This window comes from Saccharopolyspora sp. NPDC045941 (genome assembly GCF_056431445.1).
In genome coordinates, this window is sequence record NZ_JBWKKU010000035.1 from 37263 (window position 1) to 63120 (window position 25858).

23 protein-coding genes are annotated in these 25858 nt (G+C 71.5%); 10 read left to right on the top strand and 13 right to left on the bottom strand.

The window, feature by feature from the left end; all coding sequences use genetic code 11:
- Positions 1-325: 325 nt before the first annotated feature.
- Complete coding sequence (locus AC07FN_RS26295; RefSeq protein WP_478398039.1) at positions 326-3514, top strand: NACHT domain-containing protein; 3189 nt, start codon at positions 326-328, stop codon at positions 3512-3514.
- 9 nt (positions 3515-3523) lie between these two features.
- Here AC07FN_RS26295 and rdgB read toward each other — a convergent pair whose 3' ends face one another.
- From rdgB to AC07FN_RS26320, 5 genes are read right to left on the bottom strand one after another with little or no spacing between them, the layout of a single operon-like run.
- Positions 3524-4129: an RdgB/HAM1 family non-canonical purine NTP pyrophosphatase gene (gene rdgB / locus AC07FN_RS26300; RefSeq protein WP_452619242.1), complete on the bottom strand. Its 606-nt coding sequence runs from the start codon at positions 4127-4129 to the stop codon at positions 3524-3526.
- The gene (rph, locus tag AC07FN_RS26305; protein ID WP_478398040.1) at positions 4126-4881 is read right to left on the bottom strand and encodes a ribonuclease PH; all 756 of its coding nucleotides are present in this window, start codon (positions 4879-4881) and stop codon (positions 4126-4128) included. The genes rdgB and rph overlap by 4 nt, the downstream gene beginning before the upstream one ends.
- Before the next feature lie 45 nt (positions 4882-4926).
- Positions 4927-5697: an MBL fold metallo-hydrolase gene (locus tag AC07FN_RS26310; RefSeq protein ID WP_478398041.1), complete on the bottom strand. Its 771-nt coding sequence runs from the start codon at positions 5695-5697 to the stop codon at positions 4927-4929.
- Positions 5694-6509 carry a glutamate racemase gene (gene murI, locus AC07FN_RS26315; RefSeq protein WP_478398042.1) on the bottom strand — a complete coding sequence of 272 codons (816 nt, stop codon included), beginning with the start codon at positions 6507-6509 and terminating at the stop codon, positions 5694-5696. The genes AC07FN_RS26310 and murI overlap by 4 nt, the downstream gene beginning before the upstream one ends.
- Entirely contained in the window at positions 6506-7102 is a 597-nt protein-coding gene (locus AC07FN_RS26320) for a rhomboid family intramembrane serine protease (protein WP_478398082.1), read from the bottom strand. The genes murI and AC07FN_RS26320 overlap by 4 nt, the downstream gene beginning before the upstream one ends.
- Before the next feature lie 192 nt (positions 7103-7294).
- On the opposite strand from AC07FN_RS26320, the gene AC07FN_RS26325 reads away from it, so the two are divergent.
- Positions 7295-8125: an SMP-30/gluconolactonase/LRE family protein gene (locus tag AC07FN_RS26325; RefSeq protein WP_478398043.1), complete on the top strand. Its 831-nt coding sequence runs from the start codon at positions 7295-7297 to the stop codon at positions 8123-8125.
- Positions 8126-8635: 510 nt separating this feature from the next.
- On the opposite strand, the gene AC07FN_RS26330 is transcribed toward AC07FN_RS26325, so the two are convergent.
- From AC07FN_RS26330 to AC07FN_RS26345, 4 genes are all read right to left on the bottom strand, one after another.
- Complete coding sequence (locus AC07FN_RS26330) at positions 8636-9586, bottom strand: PLP-dependent cysteine synthase family protein (protein WP_132482501.1); 951 nt, start codon at positions 9584-9586, stop codon at positions 8636-8638.
- Between the two features lie 233 nt (positions 9587-9819).
- On the bottom strand, positions 9820-10098 hold the full coding sequence (locus tag AC07FN_RS26335) for a MoaD family protein (RefSeq protein ID WP_358385211.1): 279 nt from the start codon (positions 10096-10098) through the stop codon (positions 9820-9822).
- 69 nt (positions 10099-10167) lie between these two features.
- Positions 10168-10623 (bottom strand): M67 family metallopeptidase, encoded by a 456-nt coding sequence (locus tag AC07FN_RS26340; protein WP_358304495.1) that lies wholly within the window; start codon positions 10621-10623, stop codon positions 10168-10170.
- A 98-nt stretch (positions 10624-10721) separates the two neighbouring features.
- Positions 10722-11753, bottom strand: coding sequence for a P1 family peptidase (locus AC07FN_RS26345; RefSeq protein ID WP_478398044.1), 1032 nt, complete (start codon positions 11751-11753; stop codon positions 10722-10724).
- Between the two features lie 196 nt (positions 11754-11949).
- Between AC07FN_RS26345 and AC07FN_RS26350 the strand changes: the two genes are divergently transcribed.
- The 4 genes from AC07FN_RS26350 to AC07FN_RS26365 all read left to right on the top strand — a co-directional run bounded on the left by AC07FN_RS26350 (position 11950) and on the right by AC07FN_RS26365 (position 16340).
- Complete coding sequence (locus AC07FN_RS26350; protein WP_478398045.1) at positions 11950-13260, top strand: MFS transporter; 1311 nt, start codon at positions 11950-11952, stop codon at positions 13258-13260.
- A gap of 45 nt (positions 13261-13305) precedes the next feature.
- Entirely contained in the window at positions 13306-13962 is a 657-nt protein-coding gene (locus AC07FN_RS26355; protein ID WP_093261950.1) for a response regulator transcription factor, read from the top strand.
- Positions 13963-14058: 96 nt separating this feature from the next.
- Positions 14059-15432 carry a sensor histidine kinase gene (locus AC07FN_RS26360; RefSeq protein ID WP_478398046.1) on the top strand — a complete coding sequence of 458 codons (1374 nt, stop codon included), beginning with the start codon at positions 14059-14061 and terminating at the stop codon, positions 15430-15432.
- Complete coding sequence (locus tag AC07FN_RS26365; protein ID WP_478398083.1) at positions 15432-16340, top strand: TAXI family TRAP transporter solute-binding subunit; 909 nt, start codon at positions 15432-15434, stop codon at positions 16338-16340. Before AC07FN_RS26360 ends, AC07FN_RS26365 begins: the two co-directional genes overlap by 1 nt.
- A gap of 50 nt (positions 16341-16390) precedes the next feature.
- Here AC07FN_RS26365 and AC07FN_RS26370 read toward each other — a convergent pair whose 3' ends face one another.
- From AC07FN_RS26370 to clpS, 3 genes are all read right to left on the bottom strand, one after another.
- Positions 16391-18391, bottom strand: a complete 2001-nt coding sequence (locus AC07FN_RS26370; RefSeq protein WP_478398047.1) for a neutral/alkaline ceramidase — start codon at positions 18389-18391, stop codon at positions 16391-16393.
- A gap of 90 nt (positions 18392-18481) precedes the next feature.
- Positions 18482-19045 carry a DUF2017 domain-containing protein gene (locus tag AC07FN_RS26375; protein ID WP_478398048.1) on the bottom strand — a complete coding sequence of 188 codons (564 nt, stop codon included), beginning with the start codon at positions 19043-19045 and terminating at the stop codon, positions 18482-18484.
- Positions 19046-19339, bottom strand: coding sequence for an ATP-dependent Clp protease adapter ClpS (gene clpS, locus AC07FN_RS26380; protein WP_010693751.1), 294 nt, complete (start codon positions 19337-19339; stop codon positions 19046-19048). It abuts the gene before it with no gap.
- 111 nt (positions 19340-19450) lie between these two features.
- Between clpS and AC07FN_RS26385 the strand changes: the two genes are divergently transcribed.
- The 3 genes from AC07FN_RS26385 (at position 19451) to AC07FN_RS26395 (ending at position 23798) form a co-directional block, all read left to right on the top strand.
- Entirely contained in the window at positions 19451-20755 is a 1305-nt protein-coding gene (locus AC07FN_RS26385; RefSeq protein WP_478398049.1) for a nicotinate phosphoribosyltransferase, read from the top strand.
- A 54-nt stretch (positions 20756-20809) separates the two neighbouring features.
- Entirely contained in the window at positions 20810-21379 is a 570-nt protein-coding gene (locus AC07FN_RS26390) for a nicotinamidase (RefSeq protein WP_478398050.1), read from the top strand.
- Between the two features lie 259 nt (positions 21380-21638).
- Positions 21639-23798, top strand: a complete 2160-nt coding sequence (locus AC07FN_RS26395; RefSeq protein ID WP_478398051.1) for an ATP-dependent DNA helicase — start codon at positions 21639-21641, stop codon at positions 23796-23798.
- 118 nt (positions 23799-23916) lie between these two features.
- Here the strand turns inward: AC07FN_RS26395 and AC07FN_RS26400 are convergent, their stop codons facing one another.
- Entirely contained in the window at positions 23917-24786 is an 870-nt protein-coding gene (locus AC07FN_RS26400) for an LLM class flavin-dependent oxidoreductase (RefSeq protein ID WP_478398052.1), read from the bottom strand.
- Between the two features lie 484 nt (positions 24787-25270).
- Here AC07FN_RS26400 and AC07FN_RS26405 point away from each other — a divergent pair, with 484 nt between their 5' ends.
- Positions 25271-25858: a biotin transporter BioY gene (locus AC07FN_RS26405; protein ID WP_478398053.1), complete on the top strand. Its 588-nt coding sequence runs from the start codon at positions 25271-25273 to the stop codon at positions 25856-25858.

A 25858-nucleotide genomic window follows, 5' to 3' on the forward strand; every position in this document is an offset into this window, starting at 1 on the left:
AGATCAAGAACAACTGAGGTTTTTCCAACCTCGGTTTGCGTGGCGGTGCGGGTAGCGGAACCTCAGAGGCTCCCCGGACTGTGGCTGCCCCTCCTGATGTATGACCAATGTCGCATCGGCGCACTAAATCCGAATTAAATGGAATTGCCCAGAATCCGGATGTGGAGGGTCCCACCACGACAACCGCCCGTCACACCGCGCACACCACAGTCCCTGCCGAGCCCGCCTTGCCCGCGCCCCCGGCCACCACAGTTGACCAGCGGATTTGTCCGAAACCTGCGATTCCCGCGAAGATCGGCAGCGGAGTCTGCCTGAGGGGGTTGGCGTGTCCGGACTCGAAACGGCCTTCCTGCGCGTCGGTGGAACCGTCGTCAAGCACGTCGCCACTGCCTGGTTGACCAGCAGGAAGGCGGAGAACCGCCGAGGCGCGGAGCTCACCGAGCTGATCGCACAGCGCTTCGGCGGGCTCCGCGAACGGGACCGCCGCGCACTCCGCCGCAAGCTCGAAGAGGTCGGCGAGCTCGCCGGGGAACAGCTGGAAGAGCTGTGCGCGAGGGAATTCGCCGATCTGGCGGAGAACGAGCGCCTCGCCGCCCTCGACGCGGTCGTGGACGCCCTCGCGGACGCGGACCTCTCCGACGCCGTGCTCCTCGGCGCGGACCTGCACCCGATCTCGCTCGCCAAGCGCGTCCGCGACCAGGTGCCCGACGCAACCGCCCGGGCCGGGCTCGGTGCGGACGCGCAGGCGCTGTTCGATCGCGCCCTGGACCAGAGCTGCGTGCAACTGGTGCACCTGGTCCGCGAGCTGCCCGAATACGACTCGCGCCTGGCCGAGGAGACCCTCCGGCGCGCATCCGCCGTCCTGTCCGGCATCGACCGGATCCTGGAACGATTACCGGTCACCAGCCTGGACGCACCGGCCGGGGCCGACCACGACGAGCAGTTCCGCGCCCGCTACCTCGACCTCGTCGCCAAGCACAACGACGACCTGGAGCTGATCGGCGTCAGCATCCGCAACTTCCGCCCCAAGACCCGGCTTTCCGTGGCCTACCTCAGCCTCAGCGTCGACGAGGGACGGCACCGCAACGACCCGTGGTCCGCGCAGCAGAAGCACCGCAACGAGTCGATGCGGGTCGAAGCCGCGCTGAGCAGGGCCGAACTCACGCTGGTGCGCGGGGAGGCCGGTTCGGGCAAGAGCACGCTGCTGCGCTGGATCGCGGTGCAGGCCGCGCGCAACGGCTTCACCGGCGCGCTGCAGAAGTGGAACGGCCGCGTGCCGGTGCTGATCAAGCTCCGCAGCTACGCCGACCGCCCGCTGCCGCACCCGGAGGAGTTCCTGTCCGAGCCGCGGAGCCCGCTGGTCGGCCCGGTCCCGGCCGGCTGGGTGCACCGGCGGCTGATCGCCGGTGAGGTGCTGCTGCTGGCCGACGGCGTGGACGAGCTCGTCGAGGACGAGCGCGGCCGGGTCCGCGACTGGCTCGGCAACGTGCTGCAGAGCTACCCGGGCACCGCCGTCGTGGTGACCGCGCGACCGGCCGCGGCGAGCACCACGTGGCTGCGCGCCGAAGGTTTCACCGCGGTCGATCTGGAGCACATGACCGCCTCCGACGTCCACGAGTTCCTGCGGCGCTGGCACCAGGCCCTGCTCGACTCCGAAGTCGATGCGCTGCCGTTCGACCGGGCCGAGGTCCGGGCCCACCAGCGCGGCCTGATCGCGAAGCTCGACGCCCGTCCGCACCTGCGCAACCTGGCGCGCAGCCCGCTGCTGTGCGCGATGTTGTGCGCGTTGAACCTCGATCGCGGCGGCGACCTGCCGCGTGATCGCAAGAACCTCTACGAGGCGGCGCTGGAGATGCTGCTGGTCCGGCGGGAATCCCTGCGCGGCATCCGGCACGAGATCGACCTGACGTACGCGCAGAAGCTGGTGCTGCTGCAGGACCTGGCGTTCTGGCTGAACCTCAACGGCCGCGCGGAGATCGACCGCGACAACGCCTTGCGCCGCATCGAGCGGAAGCTGCCGACCATGCCCGGGGTGACCTGCCGGGCCGAGGACTGCCTGGACTACCTGGTGGAGCGCAGCGGGGTCGTCCGCGAACCCGCCGAGGACCGCATCGACTTCGTGCACCGGACCTTCCAGGAATTCCTCGCCGCGCGCGAGATCGCCGCGGAGGAGCACGTCCCGCTGCTGGTGGACAACGCGCACTCCGACCAGTGGCGGGAGACCGTGATCATGGCGGCGGGCCTGCTGACGCGGCCGCGTCGCGCGGACCTGCTGACCGGCCTGCTCGACCGCGCGGAGCAGTCGAACGTGAAGCAGCGCCGCCGCCTGCTGCTGCTGATCGCCACCTGCCAGGAATCCCTCGACGACCTGCCGGTGTCCATGGTGGACCGCTTGGAGGCCGCGATCGGCAGCCTGGTCCCGCCGCGCAACACCCGGGAGAGCCAGTCCCTGGCGACCGTGGGCGAGGTCCTGCTGAGCTACCTGCCCGAACGCACCGGAGATCTCTCCGCGGCGCAGGCGGTGGCGTGCGTGCGCACGGCTGCGCTGATCAACGGCCCGGCGGCGCTGGAACGGCTCGCCGAGTACGCGGTGGATCCGCGCGGCGAGGTGCAGGACGAGATCGCGGCGGCATGGGAGCTGTTCGAGCCGCAGGCGTTCGCCGAGCGAGTGCTCGCGCACGCCCCGCTGAACGGCGGCCACCTCGCGGTGCGCAACCTGGACCAACTGCCGCACCTGGCGAAAGTCGCCGCGCTGCAACGGGTTTCGCTGCGGATCCGGGAGGAGATCGGCGACCTGGACTTCCTCCCGCGCGACATGCCGATCTCCGCGATCAACGCCTACAGCCGCACCCCGGTGTCGCTGCGCCCGCTGCGCGACCACCCGGAGCTGACCTACCTGCTGCTGAGCAACTCGACGAGCTGGGCCGATCACGACGTCCTGCGCGAACTACCCGGGCTCCGGCACCTCTTCTTCGCGCAGCGCCCCGGCCCGGACCGGCTGGATTTCCTGGACAACCTGCCACGGCTGCGGGAGCTGTGGCTGTTCGAGCTGCAGGGGGTGACCGACTACGCACCCATCACCAACAGCGCCGACCTGGAGGTGCTCAGCCTGCAGAACCCGCGCAAGATCGGCTTCCTGTCGGACCTGACCGCGCTGCCCCGCCTGCGGGAGCTGCACATCCACGACTGCGGGACCGCAGACGTCTTCGACCGCACCTACGAGGCGTTCCCCGAGCTGCGGCGGGTCCTGTTCAACAGGTGCTGGATCACCGACCTCGCGGCGCTGGGCGCACTGCCGGACCTCCGGCGCCTGGAGATCATCGACTGCCCGTCGTTGACCAGCGTGGAGGCGTTGCGGCGGATGCCGCGCCTGCGCACCGTGCACCTCCGCGGCACCCGCCCCGGCCTCGACCTGTCGCCGATGGCCGGACGCGACATCCGGGTGATCGTGGGTGCGAAGGACCGGGTGAAGGGCATCCCGCTGTTGCGACCCGGCACGGTCCGCCGGGTCTGACCGCGCGCTCTAGCCCGCGAGTTCGCGGATGGCCGGGAGGAGGAGTCGCAGTGCCCGGCCTCGGTGGGAGTCCGCGTCCTTCTCCTCCGGGGACAGTTCCGCGCTGGTCCGGGTTTCGCCTTCCGGGACGAAGATCGGGTCGTAGCCGAAGCCGTTGGCCCCGCGCTCTTCCCGGATCACCGTGCCCCGCCACTCACCGCGCACCACGGTTTCCGCGCCGTCCGGCAGCACCAGCGCCGACGCCGACACGAACGCCGCCCCGCGGCGCTCGTCCGGGACGTCCGCGAGCTGGCCCAGCAGGAGGTCCAGGTTCGCCTGGTCGTCGCCGTGCTCGCCCGACCAGCGGGCCGACAGGACTCCCGGCATCCCGTTGAGCGCGTCGACCGCGATGCCCGAATCGTCCGCGATCGCCGGCAGGCCGGTGGCCTTCGCCGCGTCCGCGGCCTTGGCCACCGCGTTCTCCTCGAAAGTCGCGCCCGTCTCCGGCGCCTCCGGGAACTCCGGGACGTCGGCCAGGCCGATGACCTCCACGCCGGTCACGCCCTCGGCGGCGAGGATCCGGCGCAGTTCCACCAGCTTCTTCTGGTTCCGGGTGGCCAGCAGCACTCGCGTCATGCCGCGCTCCCCGGGAGTTCGCCCGGGTAGGGCTCGGCCAGCGCCGCCGACTGGAGCTCGGCCAGCTTGGCGCAGCCGTCCAGCGCGAAGTCGATCATCTTGTCCATCGTGGACCGCGTGTAGGTGGCGCCCTCGCCGGTGCCCTGCACCTCCACCAGGGTGCCGTGGTCGGTGGCCACCACGTTCATGTCCACCTCGGCGCGGGAGTCCTCCTCGTAGGGCAGGTCCAGCCGCACCCGGCCGTCCACCACGCCGACGCTCACCGCCGCGACCGAGCAGGACAGCGGCTTCGGGTCGGACAGGCGACCGGCCGCGCCCAGCCACGTCACCGCGTCGGCCAGCGCCACGTAGGCGCCGGTGATCGCGGCGGTGCGGGTGCCGCCGTCGGCCTGGATCACGTCGCAGTCCATTGTGATGGTGTTCTCGCCGAGCGCCGCCAGGTCGATGCAGGCCCGCAGCGAGCGGCCGATCAGCCGGCTGATCTCGTGCGTGCGGCCGCCGATGCGGCCCTTCACCGACTCGCGGGCGCTGCGGGTGTTCGTCGACGACGGCAGCATCGCGTACTCGGCGGTCACCCAGCCGAGCCCGGAGCCGGTCCGCCAGCGCGGGACGCCCTCCTGGACGCTGGCCGCGCACAACACCCGGGTCTTGCCGAACTCCACCAGCACCGAACCAGCCGGCCAGTCCTGGTATCCGCGCGTGATCCGCACCTCTCGGAGCTGGTCGTCGCTCCGCCCATCCGCTCGTGCCACGCCCCCAACCCTAAGCCCGCCCGGCAGCGGACCCGTCGCGGGTGCCTAGACGTCGTAGGTGCGGTCGGCGGCGACGAGCTCGGCCGGGCCGTCGAACGCCGCCTTCGCCTCGGCGAGGATCTCCTCGCGGTCCGCCCACGGCACGATGTGCGTGAGCAGCAGGCGGCGGACTCGGGCCGCCTTCGCCACCTCGGCCGCCTGGCGCCCGGACAGGTGCACGCCCTCGGGCGCGTCCGGGAAGTCCGCCCAGGACGCCTCCGACAGCAGCACATCGGCGTCCGCGGCGAGCTCGGTCAGCTGCGGGCACGGCCCGGTGTCACCGGTGTAGGCCAGCACCTTGCCCTCGGCCGCCACGCGGAATCCCCACGACGCGCACAGGTGCGCCATGGGCACCGCCTGCACCTCGAACGGGCCGACGCGCACCGGCTCCGCCGCGATCGGGGTGAACTCGAACACATCGGACAGATCGGTCTCGGCCCGCTCGGCCGCGTCCGGCGCGTAGAGGGCCGCGAACCGCTCCGGGGCGTTCTCGGGCGCGATCACCCGCAACCGCCGCGCGGTCGGGTCGTGCGGCGGGTTCGGGTGGTAGCGGCGCAGCACCGTCAGCGCGGCGAAGTCCGCGCAGTGGTCCGGGTGCAGGTGGCTGAAGAACACCGCGTCGAGCTGGAACGGGTCGACGAACCGCTGCATCGCGCCGAGCGTGCCGTTGCCGAGGTCGAGCGCGATGCGCGTGCCGCCGGACTCCAGCAGGTATCCGGACGACGGCGAGTCCGGGCCGGGAAAGCTGCCGGAACAACCGAGGATCGTCAGCTTCATGCGATGGAGCTTGACACGGTCAGCGGCCGAACGGCATCGGCCACCACGGCCGGACCCAGGAAGCGAGCCGCCAACCGGGCGAACCGGTCCGGCGCGCCGGTGGCCCGGAACTCGTGCTCGGGCACCGTCTCCGGGTCCGCGAGCAGGTCGTTCTCGGTGAGCGCCCGCAGCACGTCCTTGGCCGTCTCCTCCGCGCTGGAGACCAGCGTCACGTGGTCGCCCATCGCGAGCTGCAGCACGCCGGTGAGCATCGGGTAGTGCGTGCAGCCGAGCACCAGGGTGTCGACGTCGGCCTGCTGCAGCGGGTCCAGGTAGCTCTGCGCCAGGCCGAGGATCTGCCTGCCGCTGGTGATGCCGCGCTCGACGAACTCCACGAAGCGCGGGCACGCGACGGTGGTGAGCGTGATGTCCCGGGCGGCGGTGAACGCGTCGTCGTAGGCGCGGGACTGGATGGTGGCCTTGGTGCCGATCACGCCGACCCGGCCGTTGCGGGTCGTCGCCACCGCCCGCCGCACCGCGGGCAGGACCACCTCGACCACCGGGATCTCGTACCGCTCCCGGGCGTCGCGCAGGCAGGCCGCCGACGCGGTGTTGCAGGCGATCACCAGCATCTTCACGCCCTCGTCGACCAGTGAGTCGGTGATCGCGAGGGTGCGGGCGCGGATCTCGGCCAGCGGCATCGGGCCGTACGGGGCGTTGGCGGTGTCGCCGACGTAGTGCACCGTTTCGGCCGGCAACTGGTCCATGACCGCTCGGGTCACGGTCAGCCCACCGAGGCCGGAGTCGAAGATCCCGATCGGGGCGTCAGTCACTCGGCCAGTTTGCCAGGCGCGGGTTCGGCGACCTGCCGACGAGTGCTGCGCGCCACGATCCAGGCCGCGAGCACCCCGCCCAGCGCGCCGAACAGGTGGCCCTCCCAGGAAATGCCGGGCTGGCCGGGCAGCACGCCCCACAACATGCCGCCCCAGTAGAAGAACAGCGCCACCGCGACCAGGATCTGCGCGAAGCTGCGCTGGAAGAAGCCGCGCAGCAGCAGGAACACCATCCAGCCGAAGATCACGCCGGACGCGCCGACGTGCACCCCCGGCGCGCCCACCAGCCAGGTGCCGATGCCGCCGACGATCCAGACCGTCGCGGTCACCGCGACGAACTGCCGCAGCCCGCCGGCCAGCACCAGCCAGCCGAGCACCAGGAACGGCAGCGTGTTCGCCCACAGGTGTCCCCACCCGGCGTGCAGCAGCGGCGCCCACACGATGCCGCCCAGGCCGTCGACGTCCCGCGGCTCGATGCCGTAGGCGTCGAGGCTCGAAGCAGGGGTCGCGGCGTCGTAGAACTCGATGCCGTAGAGCGCCGCGACGGCGATGAGCATCCCGACAGCGGCTCGCAGCGGATTCTGGGGCAGCACTCGTGCCCGGCGGCGTTCAGGCAGTCGGTTCACACCAACGAGGTTACGCGGCGGAGTCTCCCCAGGCCCCAGGTCTCGGGGATGACCCCGATATTTGCCGTGGGCCGCACGTCACCGGGGCCGAGCCATGATCAACAAGCGCCGCCCCGGTAAAGTCCCGGATCGTCGTGATCGTCCCCCGAAAGGTGCCTCGTGCAAGCCCAGGTCGACATCGCGGTGCCCGCGGAGGCGCGGTCCGGACAGGCACCGACCTGGGACGTCGGCACCGACACGCTGCTCTGGACCGACGCGCCCGCCCACACCGCGCACCGCTACGTGCCCGGGCAGGCCGATCACGTGATGGGGCTGCCCCAGCAGGTCGGCGGCGCGAAACCGCGCAGCCGCGGCGGGCTGGTGCTGCACCTGGCCGAAGGCATCGCCCTGTACGACGCCGGCGGTGAACAGCGCACCTGGCTGGCCTACTGGGCCCGCGACGGCGTCCAGGCCGGGGCGACGACGATCGACCGCAAGGGCCGGCTGTGGGCGACGACGCTGGGCGCCGGGGGCTGGCTGGCCCGCGTGACGGCGGACGGCGCGGCGAAGATCGCGGTGCCCGATCTGGTCGCCGGGCACGGCATCGGCTGGAGCCCGGACGACACCCGGATGTACCTGTCGGACGGCGCGGCGCGGCGCATCGACGTGCTGGACTTCGACCTCGTCGCCGGTGCGGCAAACAACCGCCGGGCGCTCTGCGACGTCGACGGCGAACCGAGCGGCCTGTGCGTCGACGACGCGGGCCGGATCTGGGTCGCGGTGCGCGACCGGGGCGAAATCCGCTGCTACACCGCGCAAGGCGAGCTGGAGCGAACGATCCCGCTGCCGGCGCGCCGCCCGACGGACTGCTGCTTCGGCGGCCCGGACCTCACGGACCTGTACGTCACAACGGCCCGCGACGGCGTCCCGGACCCGGCCGAGGCGGACGGCGCCCTGCTGGTCCTCCCGAACATCGGCACCGGCACCCGCCCCTTCGCCTTCACCGGCTGACCCACCAGACTCCCGACCGGCGCACCGCAATTTCCATTGAAATCGAAGGTTCAATTTCAATGGAAATTGCGGGTTGTCCACAGTCTCCGGCGTGTCGTGGGTCCGACACACCGGAGGATGTGGACAACTTCTTCGATTTCAATGGAAATTGCGGACCCTCGGAGCGAGGTTTCAATGAGCCTTTTTCATCCTGGTCGGCCCGCAGCCGCGAGCCGCAAAGCTGCACGTCGATGGGCTGTCGCATGCGCCGCAGGCGCATAGCCCACCTACGACACTGGCACCGCCGCGGGTTCTCAGAGGCTTCCTGGCGAGGACGGCCCTGACGCCGTGTATTGGACATACATAAGTCAGGGCACCCACAGACCAGGAAGCCTCTGAGGTTCCGCTACCCGCACCGCCACGCAAAACGAGGATGGAAAAACCTCAATTGAAACTGTGCAACGACGCAGGCGAGGAGCACCTTTGACCTGGCGGGTCAGCGGTGCTCCTCGGGGAGCTCGTCCGCGGTGATCAGGCCCAGAGTTGGCCTTCGAGGCGTTGGGCCGCCTCGTCGAGGGTGCCGCTGTAGGCGCCCGTCGAGAGGTACTTCCAGCCCGCGTCCGCCACCACGAACGCGATGTCCGCCGATTCTCCTTCTGCCGCAGCCTTTTCCGCGATCGTCAGCGCCGCGTGCAGCACGCCGCCGGTGGAGATGCCCGCGAAGATGCCCTCGCTCTCCAGCAGCTGGCGGGTGCGGCGCAGCGCGTCGTAGGAGCCGACCGAGAACCGGCGCGTCAGCACGTCCGGGTCGTACAGCTCCGGCACGAAGCCCTCGTCGAGGTTGCGCAGGCCGTAGACCAGCTCGCCGTAGCGCGGTTCCGCCGCGACGATCTGCACGTCCGGCTTCTGCTGGCGCAGGTAGCGGCCGACCCCGACCAGGGTTCCGGTGGTGCCCAGCCCGGCCACGAAGTGCGTCACCGTCGGCAGGTCGCGCAGGATCTCCGGTCCGGTGGTGCGGAAGTGCGCTTCGGCGTTGGCCGGGTTGCCGTACTGGTAGAGCATCACCCAGTCCGGGTTCTGCTCGGCCAGTTCCTTGGCCACCGCCACCGCCTGGTTCGAGCCGCCCGCCGCGGGCGAGGAGACGATCCGCGCCCCGTATGCCTGCAGCAGCTGGCGGCGTTCCTCCGAGGTGTTCTCCGGCATCACGCAGACCAGGCCGTAGCCCTTGAGCTTGGCCGCCATCGCCAGCGAGATCCCGGTGTTGCCGGAGGTCGGCTCCAGGATCGTGCAGCCGTGGGTGAGCCGGCCTTCCTTCTCGGCCGCCTCGATCATGGCCAGCGCCGCCCGGTCCTTGATCGAACCGGTCGGGTTGCGGTCTTCCAGCTTGGCCCACAGCCGGACGTCCGGCGCCGGTGACAGGTGGGGCAGCCCCACCAGCGGGGTGTCACCGAGCGCGTCCAGCAACGAGTCGTAACGAGCCACGGTGCGTCTCCTCCTCGCCCTCCGCCCGGAGGGGAATGTCCTGCTGCGGGTGGAGTTCTTCCGCGCCGGCGAGGCGCGGAGCTCCACGTGCCGGGCCGCCCGGACCTCGCGACCGGCATCGCCGCGGGTTCCCAGAGGCCTTCCCGCTCAGGACGGCCCCCATGCCGGGGCCGGGAGAAGGCCTCTGAGGTTCCGCTACCCGCGCCGTGCGGCGCGGGTCCCGCAGAATTCCGTCAGCGCATGCCGCCGGCGACGGCCGGGAGGATGGTGACGCTGTCGCCGTCGGCGACCTTGGCCTCCAGGCCGCCCGCGAAGCGCACGTCCTCGTCGTTGACGTAGACGTTGACGAAGCGGTGCAGATTGCCTTCCTTGACCAGGCGGTCCTTCAGGCCGTTGAAGTTGCTGTCGAGGTCGTTGATCACCTCGGCCACGGTGTTGCCCTTGGCCTCGACGGACTTCTCGCCGCCGGTGTGGGTGCGCAGGATCGTGGGGATCGAAACCTTGATTGCCATTGGGGAACCTCCTGTCCACGAAGGACTTCGTTGGGATCGGGACGCGAACACTGGTGGGCGAGCCGCGGCTCAGTCGAGGTCTGGGACCTCGTCGGCACCGGTGTGGGCGAACATGTACGACTCCACGACCTCCACCGGCTCCTCGGTCACCTGACCGTCGAGGATCCGGTAGGAACGCAGCTCATGGGTCTTCGGGTCCCGGGTGGACACGAGCACGTAGTGCGCGTTGGGCTCCGAGGCGTAGGAGACGTCCGTGCGCGATGGGTACGCCTCGGTCGAGGTGTGCGAGTGGTAGATGACCACCGGCTCCTCGTCCCGCTCGTCCATCTCGCGCCACACCTTCAGCTGTTCGGCGGAGTCGAACCGGTAGAAGGTGGGCGAACGCTCGGCGTTGATCATCTCGATCAGGCGCGTCGGGCGGTCCGACCCTTCCGGGCCGGTAATCACGCCGCACGCCTCGTCCGGGTGGTCCCGTCGGGCATGCGCGACCATCGCATCGACCAGGTCGCGTCGGATCACCAGCACAGCAACCATCCTAGTAGGTGAGGCACCGGCCTCCCACGATGTGGAAGATCCCGCTACCGGTGCGGCTTCGTCGGGCGAAAACGCAGGTACACGATGATTCATTCCCGCGCCGAGGGGTAGAGGCGCGTGTAGGAAGTCACCTCATCCACCGGTTCGGCGGCCAGCACGCCGCGCACGATCGCCCGCGCGACGACGTCGGCCGCGACCGCGCACACCGCGTCCAGCCGCGCCGCCCAGTCCGGCTCGCCCGGCGCGGGCAGGGCGGCTCCGGTGCCGGTGGCCAGCGCGAACATCGTGTCGCCGTCGACCAGGAGGTGCGCCGGCCGGACGGTGCGGGCCAGCCCGTCCTGCGCGGCGACCGCCAGCCGCCGGCACTCGGCCTTCGAGAGCTCCAGGTCGGTGGCGACCACGCCGATCGTGGTGTTCAGCGGCCGCTCGACCGGGCCGCGCCGCCCGGGGCGCTTCCCGAACAGCCGCCGGCCCGCTTCGACCTCGGCGGGATCGGGCGGGCGCAGGCCGGGCGTCGGGATCCACGGCAGGCCGGTGTCCGGGTCGATCGCCGAGCCGGCCGCGTTGACGGCCACGAGCGCGCCGACGGTGGTGCCGTCGTCCAGCACGGCGCTGGCCGTGCCGATGCCGCCCTTCACCGTGCCCACGACCGCGCCGGTGCCCGCCCCGACGTTGCCCTGCCGGGCCTCGGTGCGGGTCGCGTTCTCGCAGGCCCGGTGGCCGAACCCGGCGTCGGGCCGGTTTCCCCAGTCGCTCATCGGCACGTCGAAGATCACCGCGCCCGGCACTACCGGAACCACGTGCGACGGATCGGCGCCGACCCGCACGCCGTGCCCGCGCTCGCCGAGCCAGCGCATCACCCCGTCGGCCGCCGCCAGGCCGTAGGCGCTGCCGCCGGTGAGGACCACGCCGTGCACCCGCTGCACCAGGTGGCTCGGTTCGAGCACATCCGTCTCGCGCGTTCCGGGGCCGCCGCCGCGCACGTCCACCGCCGCCGTCGCGCCCTCCGGCACCAGGACCACGCTGGTGCCGGTGGCCCAGTGCTCGTCGAGCCGCTGCTCGTGCCCGACCCGCACCCCGTCGACGTCGACGATCGCGTCGAGCCCTCCCGATCGCAGCATTCCGACAGGCTCCTCTCGTCCAGGGGTGTGCGTGTTCCGGAGTGCTGGAGCGCTCCGAAACACGCACGAACCACCGACCGCACAGCGTGATCACCCACGTTGGCATCACGTTAACCAGACGTAAAGGAAACGCCGCCGTTCTTGTTGTCGATCCCCCGCCTCCGCACTGTGAGTCCGTTCACTAGGAGGAGGATGGATGTCAACTGAGGTGCACGGCCGCGACGCTGCGGCGCGCTCCGGTGGCGAGCGCCGGGTGGTCGCCAACGTCATTCGCGGCTCGATCGGCAACTTGATCGAGTGGTACGACTGGTACGCCTACACCGCGTTCAGCGTGTACTTCGCGGCGGCGTTCTTCCCGAAGGGCGACCTGACCGCCCAGCTGCTCAACACCGCGGGCGTGTTCGCCATCGGCTTCCTGATGCGCCCGCTCGGCGGCTGGCTGCTCGGCCGCTACGCGGACCGCTTCGGCCGCCGCGCCGCGCTGACGCTCTCGGTGACGCTGATGGCCTGCGGCTCGCTGGTGATCGCGCTGACGCCGGGCTACAACACGATCGGCCTCGCCGCGCCGCTGATGCTCGTGTTCGCGCGGCTGGTGCAGGGCCTCTCGGTCGGCGGCGAGTACGCGACGTCGGCGACTTACCTGTCGGAGGTCGCGACCGCGAGCAAGCGCGGCTTCTACTCCAGCTTCCAGTACGTCACGCTCGTCGCCGGGCAGCTCACCGCGCTGGGCGTGCAGATCGTGCTGCTCCTGGTGCTCACCAACGAGCAGATGGATTCGTGGGGGTGGCGGATCCCGTTCGCGATCGGCGCGGTCGGCGCGGTGATCGTGATGTGGCTGCGCCGCGGCATGGACGAGACCGAGAGCTACAAGAAGACCTCGGAGGGCAACCAGTCGCGCGGCACCGTCAGGGCGCTGCTGCAGCACCCCAAGGAGTGCCTGCTCGTCGTCGGCCTCACCCTCGGCGGCACCGTGGCGTTCTACACGTACACGACCTACCTGCAGAAGTACATGGTGGCGACCTCGGGCATCGACAAGGGCACCGTGGCCTGGATCAACTTCCTGGCACTGCTGGTGTTCCTCTTCCTGCAGCCGCTGGCGGGCGCGCTGTCGGACCGCATCGGCCGCCGCTGGCTGCTGCTGGCCTTCGGCGTCTGCGGCACGGTGCTGACCGTGCCGATCATGACGCTGCTCGGCTCGACGCAGAACCCGGTCGCGGCGTTCGCGCTGATGCTGGGCGGTCTGGTGATCGTCACCGGCTACACCTCGATCAACGCGATCGTGAAGGCGGAGCTGTTCCCGACCAACATCCGCGCGCTCGGCGTCGGCCTGCCCTACGCGCTGACGGTGGCGATCTTCGGCGGCACCTCGGAGTACGTGGCGCTGTGGCTGAAGACGGCGGGCATGGAGCAGGTGTTCTTCTGGTACGTCTCGGGCTGCGTGCTGATCTCGCTGGTCGTGTACCTGCGGATGCGCGAGACGTCGAAGGACTCCCGTCTGGAGGCCTGACCCGGCGCGTCGCCATACTCGGGGCGGAGCTTTCGGAGGTGGCTGGTGCGCGTGCTTCTCGTCGAGGACGACGACGGCGTGGCGGATGCGCTCGTCGACGTCCTCGCCGCGCACGGCCACCAGCCCACCCGGGTCTCGCGCGGCGCGGACGCGCTGACCCGGCACCGGGATCACGACCTGGTGCTGCTCGACCTGGGGCTGCCGGACGCCGACGGCCTCGACGTGCTGCGGAAGCTGCGCCGGGTCGGGCCGATCCCGGTGGTGGTGCTGACCGCCCGCGGCGAGGAGCGGATGGTGGTCCGCGGCCTGCGTTCCGGCGCGGACGACTACCTGGTCAAGCCGGTGCGGATGGCGGAGCTGCTGGCCCGCATCGAGGCGGTGGCCCGGCGCGGTCGCCCGGCGGCCGCGGCCGCCGACGAGGTCCGGGTCGGCGACGTGCTGGTGGACCTGCGGACCCGCCGGGTGCGGGTCGGCGACCGCGACGTGGAGCTGACGCCGAAGGAGTTCGACGTGCTCGCGGTGCTGGCCGGCGAGGCGGGCAGCGCGGTGAACAGGCAGCGCCTGATGGACGAGGTCTGGGGCGATGCCTACCTGGCGGTCTCGCGGTCCCTGGACGTGCACATCGCGCAGCTGCGCGCCAAGCTGGGCCGCCCGGAGCTGCTGGTGACGATCCGCGGCTTCGGCTACCGGTTCGGGGAGTGAACCGATGCGTGGCAGCAGGCACGGAGCCGTGCGTGTTTCGTGTCGCCATTGCAGCAAGAAGTACTCACGGCCCGTGACCAGGCTCGGTGACCGCTGATGCGCCGACGCTTGTTGCTGGTGCTGCTCACCTTCTCGGTCCTCGCGGTGGCCGGGTTCGCCGCTCCGCTGCTGCGCGCCACCGCCGCGGAGCGGACGCAGCAGCTGGTGCTCGCCCGCACCGCCGATCTCGACCGGTTCGCCGCCCTCGCCGACCACGCGTTCAGCACCGGCGACACCGCCCAGCTGCGCGCCGAGGCGAGCCGTTACGCGGAGCTCTACGGCGAGCCGCTGGTGGTGGTCGACACCACCCGCGTGCCGGTCGTGGAAACCGGCGGCATGCGCGCCACCGACGTCGCCGAGTCGATCGACAAGGCGCTGCGCAACGAGCCGGCCGGGCCGGTGCCGTGGCTGCGGCCGTGGTCCGAGGGCGAGCTGATCCGGTACCGGCCGGTCGGTGACGGCACCCGGGTGACCGGCGCGGTCGTGCTGCGTGCCTCGGTGCAGCACGCGACGCAGGACATCGCCTCGCGGTGGGCGCTGATCGTGGCGGGCGCGCTGAGCGCCTTGGTGGTGTGCGGGCTGCTCGCGTTGGTGCTGGCCCGGTGGATCCTGCGGCCGTTGGCGGAGTTGCGGGCCGGGGTGCGGGCGGTCGGCGCCGGATCGCGCCGCTCGCGGGTTCCGGAGGACGCCGGGCCGCCGGAACTGCGGGAGCTGGCGGTGTCCTTCAACCGCATGTCGGAGGCCGTCGCGGACGCCGAGGAGCAGCAGCGGCGCCTCGTCGCGGACGCATCGCACCAGCTGCGCAACCCGATGGCCGCGCTGCGCCTGCGGGTCGACGCGCTGGAACGGCGGATCACGCCGGAAGGAGCGCTTACCTACCGGTCCACTTTGGACGAGGTGGACCGGCTGGAGTCGCTGCTGGACCGGCTGCTGGCCCTGGCCACGGCGGATCGCGAACCCGGCGGGTCAGCGGTGGAGCCCAGCGACGTGGCGGCGGTGGCGGCCGACCGGATCGAGGCGTGGCGGCCGGCGGCCGAGGCCGCCGGGGTCCGGTTCGCCGAGGCCCGCCTCGACGACGCCGAGGCGGACCTCCCGGCCGACGACCTCGCCCAGATCCTCGACATCCTGCTGGACAACGCCATCAAGTACGCCGGATCTGCGGCGACCGTGTCGGTGCGATGCGAGGCCGGGCCGGGCAGCTGCGCGCTCACCGTCGGCGACACCGGCCCCGGCCTGTCCGATGCGGAGATATCCCTTGCCGCGCAACGCTTCTGGCGCGCCGGGCGGCATCGCGGCAGCCGCGGTTCCGGGCTCGGGCTGGCCATCGCCGACCGGCTGGTGACCGCGCGCGGCGGCTCGCTGCGAATCGAGCCCGTCCGGCCGCACGGCTTGTCGGTGCGGCTCGACCTGCCGGTCCGGGAGGAGACGTGATTCGCCGCCGAGCCCTGCTCGCCCTGGCCGCTGCCGGGCTGGTCAGCGCCTGCACCGGGCGGACGCCCGAGCGCACGCTGCGCATCGCCGCCGGCGAGCCGGGCGGCTTCTACACGGCCTTCGCCGGTCAGCTGGCCGCCGAGGTTTCCGCGGCGGTGCCCGGCCTGCGGATGCCGGTGCTGAGCAGCCAGGGCAGCGTCGCCAATGTCGAGCTGCTGCGCGACGGGTCGGCCGATCTGGGCATGGTGCTCGCGCACACCGCGGCGGCGGCGCAGAACGGCGATCTCGGCCCCAGGGTTGAGCTACGTGCCCTCGGGCAGGTGTACGAGAACTACACGCAGCTCGTCGTGCTGGCCGGCAGTCCCGTGCACAGCCTCGCCGAGCTGGCCGGACGCACAGTGTCGATCGGCGCGCCGAAGTCCGGGACGGCATTGCTGGGGGCGAACCTGCTGGCGGCACATCCCGGGGTGCGCCGCGAATCGCTGCCGCTGGAAGAAGCGATCGACGCGCTGGAACGCGGCCGGATCGATGCGCTGCTGTGGTCCGGCGGCCTGCCGACGCCGGTGCTCAAGACGCTCGACGACCGGGTCGGCATCCGCCTGCTGCCGCTCGATGCGGCGGAGGCCGGCTGCGGCCCGCTGTGCGACCCGGTGCTGGTGCCGCCCGGCGCCTACCGGCGGACCAGCCGGATCCCGACGGTCGGCGTGCCCAACATCCTGGCCTGCACCCCGGAACTCCCCGCCGACCTGGCCGAAGCGGTGGTCCGGGTCCTGGTGCTGCGAGCGCCGTTCCTGGTGCCGCAGCAGACGGTGGGCACCCAGTTCCTGGACGTCCGGAACCTGATCAGCACGGGAGCGGTCCCCCTGCACCCCGGAGCCGAACGCGCCTACCGCGACCTCCACGGCTGACCCGGCCGCGCCGGAGAAGTCGGGGCGGCGTTGTCGACGGTCGGCGGATCTCAGGTGATCACGAAGGTTTGCGTGGCGCCGGTGAAGGCGTTGATCGAGCCGTTCCAGCTGTTCTTCCAGTTGCCGCGGTGGACGATCCGGTAGCGGCCGGCCGGGGCGTTGTCCGGGACGTCCCAGGTGATCGTCGCCGTCGAGGTCGCTACACCGCTGCGCGCCCAGTGGTACTTCGTCGACCAGTGCCGGTCGTCGGCCACGCGCCGCCAGCCGCCGTCCACCTGGCGTTGGACCTCGGCGAAGGTGCCGCCGCGGCGCAGGTCGTTCTTCGGGTGGCCGGTCACGAACGCCGCCGAGACCTGTTCGCCGCGCCGGTAGCGGTTGGCGGGTTCGGTGAGCACGTCGCCGAATTCGCGGCCCGGCGGCTTGTCGTCGAAGACCACGCCGGGCTGGAAGTTGATCAGCTTGCCGCGCAGGTCGCGCGGGGTCGGCCCGGGCGGGACCGGCTTCCCGGACCGCATCGCGCTGGCCAGCCGGGTGAACTCCTGCTGGTAGGCGGGCAGCGTGTACCTGCCGAACAGGGTGGAGGCGCCCTCGTACTGCTGGGCGTCGTACTCCTCCGGCGTGGTCACGTACTGGCTGTACGCGTTGGCGTAGCCCTGCACCAGCACGTTCTCCAGCGGCACGCCCAGCTCGTCGGCGACGGCGCGGCGGATCCGGAGCCCGGCCACGATGGTGAATTCGGCGGGCCCGGCCACCAGGTGCAGCTGGCCGATCCGGATCAGTTGCAGCGGCAGCACTTCCGGGCACCACGGGTAGGGCTTCATCGCGCCGAAGGGCACCGCGATCGGCTTGGGCGCCTGCTCGTCCGCCAGCCCCGCCGGGATGGGCGCGTCCGCGCCGCCGAGCCAGTCCAGGAACGGATTGCGGATGCCTTCGGGGATCGGGAGTCCGGGCCCGTCCTCGCGGCTTCCGGCGAGCATGGACACGCCGATCGCGGCGGTGCAGGCGGAGTGCTGCTCGCCGTCCGGCGTGAACCGACCGTCCACAGTGACCTTCGACATGTCCACGAAGCTCATCCGGTGGTCCACGGCGCCGCCGATCTGCTCCCGCGCCGCGTCGAAAGCGCGCTTGGCGGCGCGGAACTGGCGTTCGCCGATGATCCGGGTGTTCACGAACTCGTCGTCGGTCGGGCCGGAACCGGGCGCCAGGTTCAGGTTCGGCGACATGTCGCCCGAGTTGGTCTGCGCGAAGCAGGCGACGAAGTCGTCGCCGCGTTGTTCCCAGGCGAACGCCGCGTAGCCCTTGTTGTCCGAGCTGATCAGCCGGTTCTCGTTGGTCATCGAGGTGCCGTGGGTGGCGAACCAGGTGATCGCGCCGACGTCCCGGCCGCCCTGCGCGAAGCGCAGCACGGTGACCGCCGGGTCGATGGCCAGCGGGAAGTGGTCCCTGTCCGCTCGGGGGTTGAGGTCGAACGCGCTGCGCGACCGGTTCACGCTGGCGTCGGTCAGCACGGCCCGGCCCAGGTGCAGGGTGCCGGGCTTGAGGTCGTCGTGCGCTCGGGAGATCGCTTCGACGATCCCGTCCACGACGGCGTTGTAGGTCTGCTCCTGGAAGCCGAGGATCGACAGGTCGTAGGCGGCGTAGTGCGAGTCGCCGCCGCACGCGGCGTGCGTGTGCGTGGCGTTGAGCAGCACGTTCTGTTCGGTGTAGAGCTCGCCGCGGGTTTCGGCGAGCTTGCGCAGAACCCCTTGGTGCACCGACTGGAACAGCGCGCCGAGCTCGGCGGTGACGAACGCGATGCGCTTGTCGCCGTCGGCCACGATGAACGCGCGCGCGAGGGTGCGCAGGTGGATGCCCGCAGTCTGCTGCTGGGGCATCGAGTAGCCCATCATGCCGTTCTCGGCGGCCGGGCCGGTCACGTCGGCGATACCCCGGCCGACCAGGTAGCCGGTCGGGCGGGCGGGTTCAGCGGCGGCGCTGGTGCCGCCGAGCGCCGAAGCGACCAGCGGTGCCGCCGCGGCGGCGGCCAGCACACGTCTCCTGGCAACGGGCATGGGCCTGCACTCCTCGATGAATGCGAACCAAATTCACGTTCTTGATCGAGGGGAGGCTACGTGATCCCGTTCACCCTGCCAAGGGCGCGGTCAGGCCATCAGGGCGCCGACCAGGCTGTCCTGGACCCAGGTGAGCCACTGGTAGACGCCCAGGTGCTCGCGGCGCATGTCGTCGTCGGGCACGTCGTCCGGCATGTCCTCGTCCACGTCCAGCGCCGTGCCCAGCGCCAGCCGGACGTCGTTGAGCGCCGCGAGCCACCCATCGGCCTGCTCGCCGGTCAGCTTGACCCGGCCGCCCATCGGCGGGCACGTCTCCAGCACCAGTGCGGCCGCCCCGGTCTTGGCCTCCAGCAGCCCCGGCTCGTGCAGCGACCGCATCGCGCCGGCGGCGTCCGACTCCTCCTCGTCGGTCTCGCCGGTGATCGGGTCGCGCCGGTAGAAGTCCGGCAGCAGCCGCGCCAGCACGCGGTCCTCCGGCGGCGTCGTCGGCCCGGTGCGGATGCCGGTCAGCTCGGCCAGCTCGTCCTTCGGCGCCTCGTCGGCGCGGGCGGTGAGCATGTCCTTGAGCTGCCCCACCAGGCCCCGGATGACCGCGGCCTCCTGCTGCGACAGCTCGGCCAGCACGTGACCGTTCTTGCGGGTCCAGCCTTCCACTCAGGAATCCTTCTGCATCGTCGCCCACAGGCCGGCGGCATGCAGCTTCGCCACGTCTCCCTCGACCTTCTCCTTGGAGCCCGAGGAAACCACCGCCTTGCCCTTGTGGTGCACGTCCAGCATCAACTTCGTCGCATGATCCCGGGTGTAACCGAAGATCTTCTGGAGCACGTAGGTCACGTAGGACATCAGGTTGACCGGGTCGTTCCACACCACGGTCACCCACGGCTTGTCCTCGGTACCGAGTGCATCCGGTTCGAGTTGCGCGCGCTCGATTTCAGCGGGCGAGGTCATGGCCCCATCGTCGCACGCGGCCGTCACAGCAGTGTCGACCGCACGGGCAAACCCGGCACGCACGGGGTTCGCGCTGCGAATGCGCGCCGACCACCACGTAATCTCTGCGGCATGAGCTCTCCGACGGGTAGCACCGCGCTGCTGACGGACCAGTACGAGCTGACGATGCTCGCGAGCGCGCTGCAGGACGGCACCGCGCACCGCCCGTGCACCTTCGAGGTGTTCACCCGGCGGCTGCCGGACGGCCGCCGCTACGGGGTCACCGGCGGCACCGGCCGGGTGCTCGACGCGATCGAGAACTTCCGGTTCGGCGAGGCCGAACTCGAACAGCTCTCGGCCACCCGCGTGGTGGACGACGCGACCCTGGAATGGCTGCGCGACTACCGGTTCCAGGGGCAGGTCGACGGCTATCCCGAGGGCGAGCTGTTCTTCCCCGGCTCCCCGCTGCTGACCGTGCGCGGCACGTTCGCCGAGGCAGTGGTGCTGGAGACGCTGGTGCTGTCGATCCTCAACCACGACAGCGCGATCGCCGCCGCGGCGGCCCGGATGGTGTCGGCGGCCAACGGCCGGCGGATGATCGAGATGGGCTCGCGGCGCACGCACGAGGAAGCGGCCGTGGCCGCGGCGCGGATCGCCTACCTGGCCGGTTTCACCGCCACCTCGAACCTGGAGGCGGGCCGCCGCTACGGCATCCCGACCGCGGGCACGGCGGCGCACGCGTTCACGCTGCTGAACGACTCCGAGCGCGCCGCCTTCGAATCGCAGATCGCCTCGCTGGGCACCGGCACCACGCTGCTGGTCGACACCTACGACATCACCCGCGGCATCGAGCTCGCGGTGGAGGTCGCCGGGACCGGACTGGGCGCGGTCCGGATCGACTCCGGCGACGTCGGCGTGCTCGCCCAGCAGGCCCGCGACCAGCTCGACGGGCTCGGCGCGACGGGCACCCGGATCGTCGTCTCCGGCGACCTCGACGAGTACGCCATCGCCGCGCTGCGCGCCGAGCCGGTCGACGGCTACGGGGTGGGCACGGCGCTGGTCACCGGTTCCGGCGCGCCGACCGCCGAGATGGTCTACAAACTGGTGGAGGTCGAGGGCCGTCCGGTCGCGAAGCGCAGCTCGCACAAGACGTCCCGCGGCGGTCGCAAGGCCGCGGTGCGGCGGTACAAGGAGACCGGCACCGCCGTGGAGGAGGTCGTGTACCAGGTAGCGCCAGGCGCCTCCGAGCCGGTGCTCGGGCCGCACGACCGGTTCCTGCAGATCCCGTTGATCCGGGACGGGAAGCGGGCCGACGGCGTGCCGACGCTGGAGGAGGACCGGCAGCGGCTGCGGCACGCGCTGGTGACACTGCCGTGGGAGGGCCTCAAGCTCTCGCACGGCGAGCCGGCGATCCCGACGGTCTTCCACGAGTCCTGAGCTTCCTGTCAGGCCCGGCGGCTCCAGAATTGCGGTAACGGCAAGGGGGACGTGATGACCAAAGCGTTGATCATCGTGGACGTGCAGAACGACTTCTGCGAGGGCGGCTCGCTGGCAGTGGCCGGCGGCGTCGACGTGGCGAAGGAGATCTCGCGGTACCTCGCGGGATTCGACCACGACCACGTGGTGGCCACCCGCGACTACCACATCGACCCGGGCGCGCACTTCAGCGACGAGCCGGACTTCGTCAGCTCCTGGCCGCGGCACTGCGTGGCGGGCACTCCCGGCGCGGCCTTCCACCCGGAGCTGGACGTGGGCCCGGTGGAAGCGGTGTTCTCGAAGGGCCAGTACAGCGCCGGCTACTCGGGCTTCGAGGGCATCGACCTGCGGGACCGGCCGCTGCGCGACTGGCTGGCCGACCACGGCGTCCGCCGGGTCGACGTCGTGGGCATCGCGATGGACCACTGCGTCCGGGCGACGGCGCTCGACGCGGTCCGGGCGGGCCTGGACACCACGGTGCTCCTGGAACTCACGGCGGGCGTCTCCCGCGAGACGGTCGACACGGCCCTCTCGGAGCTCGACGCCGCGGGCGTGAACCTCGTCGGCGAACCCGTCGTCCGGTAGCTGCGTTTCCGCTGTTCAGGGCTCGTGAGCGCTTTGGAGCGCTATGGCGCCCCAAAACACGCACGAGCCCTGACCTGCAGAGACGCCACCGCGCCGTGATGTCCGGCCGGCTAGCTGCGATTTCCAGTGCCTCGGCATCGGGTACGCCAGACCTTCCTGGACCACGACTACGGGCCGCTGCGGACCCGGCTCGCGCAGCGGCTGCGGTAGCGCGGGGGCATCGGGGCTCTTGGACAGGGGTGCGCGGTAGTTTCTTCTCGTGCCCACCTCTGTCCCGCGATGGTCCGACCCGGTTGCGTTCGAGCCCGACGAAGACGACGAGCTGCCACCGGAGATCGCCGCCGACCTCGCCAAGGTGGGCAAGCGGGAGGCGCCGGAACTCCCGCTGACGGCCAAGCCCAAGCAGGACATCCCGGACCTGGCCACGCTGCTGGAGATCGCGATCAGCGCGGTCGGTGGCGTGCCGCGCGAGGGCCAGGCCAACATGGCCGCCGCCGTCGAGCACTCCATCGGCTCCGGCGAGCACCTGGCCGTGCAGGCCGGCACCGGTACCGGGAAGTCGCTGGCGTACCTGGTCCCCGCGATCCGGCACGCCGTCGCCGAGGGCACCACGGTGGTCGTCTCGACCGCGACCATCGCTCTGCAGCGCCAACTCGTCGACCGGGACCTCCCCCGGCTGGCGACCGCGCTCGCCGAGGCGATCGGCCGCCGCCCGACCTTCGCGATCCTCAAGGGCCGCCGCAACTACCTGTGCCTCAACCGCGTGCACGGCAACGCGCCCGAGGAGCCCGACGACGGCGCGCTGTTCGACGCCTTCGCCGCGTCCGCGCTGGAACGGCAGGTCAAGCGGATCCAGGAATGGGCCACCGAGACCGAGACCGGCGACCGTGACGAACTGGTGCCCGGCGTCACCGACCAGGCCTGGCGGCAGATGTCGGTCACCGCCAAGGAATGCCTCGGCGTGCACCGCTGCCCGGTCGGCGTCGACTGCTTCGCCGAGCGCGCCAGGGCCGAGGCCGGGCGCGCGGACATCGTCGTGACGAACCACGCGCTGCTGGCCATCGACGCGCTGGACGACCGGCCGGTGCTGCCCGATCACGACGTCGTCCTCGTCGACGAGGCGCACGACCTGGTGGACCGGGTGACCTCGGCGGCCACCAGCGAGCTGACCGCGGGCGCGGTGCGGCTCGCGGCGCGCCGCTGCGGGCGGGCCATCGACGAGGAGATCGCCGACCGCCTCGCCGAGGCCGCGGAAGGCCTGGACCTGGTGCTGCAGGCGGCGAACCCCGGTCGGCTGGAAGAACTCCCGCAGGACCTTGGCGGCGCGCTGACGGTGACCCGCGACGCGGCCTGGGCGTGCATCAACGCGCTAGGCCCGGAACGCAAGGAAGACGCCGAGGGCAGCACCGCACGCAAGCTCGCGCACGCCCTCACCGAAGAGATCCACGACACCGCGGTGCGGCTCCTGGAAGCGTTCGACGACGAAAAGCAGTACGACGTCGTGTGGGTGTCCGCGGAACCCAACCGCCCGCCGACCGTGCGGGTCGCGCCGCTGGGAGTCGGCGCGCTGCTGCGGGACCGGCTCTTCGGGCAGCGCACCACGGTCCTGACCTCGGCGACGCTGGCGCTCGGCGGCTCGTTCGACACGCTCGCCCGGCAATGGGGCCTGCCGCCGCAGCAGAATGCCCAAGCCGCCGCCGGAATGGCCACCGCGAAGGAGGTCCCCTCCGACGCCGGCGGGCCGAAGTGGACCGGGCTGGACGTGGGTTCGCCGTTCGAGCACCAGCGCAGCGGCATCCTCTACATCGCCCGCCACCTGCCGCCCCCGGGCCGCGACGGGCTGCCGCCGCAGTACCTGGACGAGCTGACCGAGCTGGTGCAGGCCGCAGGCGGGCGCACGCTCGGGCTGTTCTCGTCGATGCGCGCCGCCAAGCAGGCTTCGGAAGAACTGCGCGAACGGCTGAGCACGCCGGTGCTGTGCCAGGGCGACGACTCGACCGCGCTCCTGGTCCGCAAGTTCGCCGAAGACCCGGAGACCTCGCTGTTCGGCACCCTGTCGCTGTGGCAGGGCGTGGACGTGCCGGGCGATTCGCTGCAGCTGGTCATCATGGACCGGATCCCGTTCCCGCGGCCGGACGATCCGCTCGCCTCGGCCCGCCAGAAGGCGGTTTCCGAGCGCGGCGGCAACGGGTTCATCACGGTGGCGGGCACGCACGCGGCGCTGCTGCTGGCGCAGGGCGCCGGGCGGCTGCTGCGCTCGCCGAAGGACCGCGGCGTGATCGCGGTGCTGGACCCGCGCCTGGCCACCGCGCGCTACGGCGGATTCCTGCGCGCCTCGCTGCCGCCGTTCTGGACCACCCACGACCCGGAGGTCGTGCGCGGAGCCCTGCGAAGGCTGTCCGCAGCAGCGGAGGTCTAGCGACGCCGCAATTTCCATTGAAATTGCGGGTCCAATTTCCATTGAAATTGCGGTGATCCCGGGTCTGGGACGGCGCGGGACCGGGGTTCGGGTGTCGTGACGCGCAGCTCGCGGGTGGCTACCAGGCCGGTGGGCCTTGTTCGACGCGGTCGAGCACCGGCCCGAGCCGGTGGAGGTCGTCGCTGGTCTGGAGCAGACGCTCGTCCCACCAGGTGGCGCCGGCCTCGGCCAGCGGTCCGATCAGGTCGCGCGCCGCCGCGGGGTCGCCCGGGCTGACACCGCCCACGACGACCTCGAAGGGTTCGGACCGGCGATCCGTGCGATGCCGGTGGACGTAGTCGACCAGTTCCCGCACCTCATCGACGCGCGGCGGGTGTCCGTGGCCGGCCGTTTTGAACAAGGGGACCACGCCCTCCCAGCGCGCGGCGCGGCGCATCGGCGGGCGGTTCGGCCACACCCCGCCGATCCAGACCGGCGGACGAGGACGCTGCACCGACGCAGGAAGCAGGGTCACGTCATCGACGTAGTAGTGCCGACCGCGGTGGTTGACCGGCTCCCCGGACCAGTAGCGCTGCAGCAGGTCCAGTCCCTCGTCGAGGCGTTCGGCCAGCACCACCGGGTCGGTGGGTTCGCCGAAGCTGGCGAAGTCGCCGTCGATCGGACCGCCGAGGCCCGCGCTGAAGATCACCCTGCCGCCGCTCAGCGAGTCCAGGGTGGCCACCTGACGGGCCAGCTGCTCCGGCCGCCGCCGCGCGACCGCGGCGACCAGGGTCCCCAGCCTCAGCCGGGAGGTCGCCAGCGCCGCGGCGGTCAGCAGCATCCACGGGTCGCCGAACGGCTGGCCTCGACGCTCGTCCTTGTCGTGCACCAGGTGATCCCAGACGAACAACGCGTCCCAGCCCGCCTGCTCCGCCGCCACGGCCACCTTCGCAACCGTTGCGGGATCGGCGAAATCGCCGAAGTTCGGGATGTTGACCGAAAAGCGCACCAATACATAGTGCGCACGACCCGACACGTAGAGCAATCGAATTTCGGCAGCCCTGCCGCCGATCCCGGGTAAGCGCCTTCCGCCACGGCGCCGCTGGTGCTCGGGGCAACCGGACCCGAATGGCGCCCTACCACGAACGCCACCAGCCCAGCTGACCCGTTTTCGCTGTTCAGACACCATGCGTGTGGTGTGTCGCCACAGCAGCACAAACGCTCGCGGGCTCCCACCGGACAAAAAGCCAGCGGTGTCGGCGGTTTTGTAGGAGATCGACAACTCGGTGTTCTGCTTTCTGTTCCGGCGGGGTTGGCGGGTAGGTTGAGCTCGCCGCGCTCATCGGGCCGCCGACGCCGCCCGATTCGATGAGAACCGCTGGTGGGGAAGGCCCCGCCGGGCGGGAAGCAGTCGAGTAGGAGGCGCGGCGCGAAGCCCGGCCCGGCAGCGCCGCCGGTCGGCCATGTTGTCGATCAACCGCTAGGGAGACGTCGTGTCCGCACCACGCCAAGCCGCGCCCGCCGCGAACCTGGCCAGGACTGTGGTCTTCGCCGCATTCATCGCCGTCCTCGGGATCTTCCCCGGCTTCTACCTCGGCGGCGCGGCGGTGCCGATCGTCCTGCAGAACGCGGGTCCGCTGCTGGCCGGCAGCATCCTCGGCGCCCGCCGGGGCGGCGCGGCCACGCTGCTGTTCCTCGCCCTGGTGGCGATCGGGCTGCCGCTGCTCTCCGGCGGTCGTGGCGGCCTCGCGCCGTTCATCGGGCCCAGCGGCGGTTTCGTGATCGGCTGGGTGGTGGCGGCGGTCGTCGTCGGCCTGATCGTGCAGCGCGGCCTGCCGAAGCCGGGCCTGTTCGTGCTGCTCGCGGCGAACGTCGCGGGTGTGGCCGTGGACTACCTGATCGGCATCCCGTACTGGGGCATGGTCATCGGCGACCTGCGCGCGGCGGCGGTGCAGTCGCTGGTGTTCCTCCCCGGCGACGCCCTGAAGCTCGTCGCCGTCTCGCTCGTCGCCGTCGCGGTGCACCGCGCCCTCCCGGCGACGCCGACCGGCTCGGCGCGCCGCGCCACCGCCGAGGGCTGA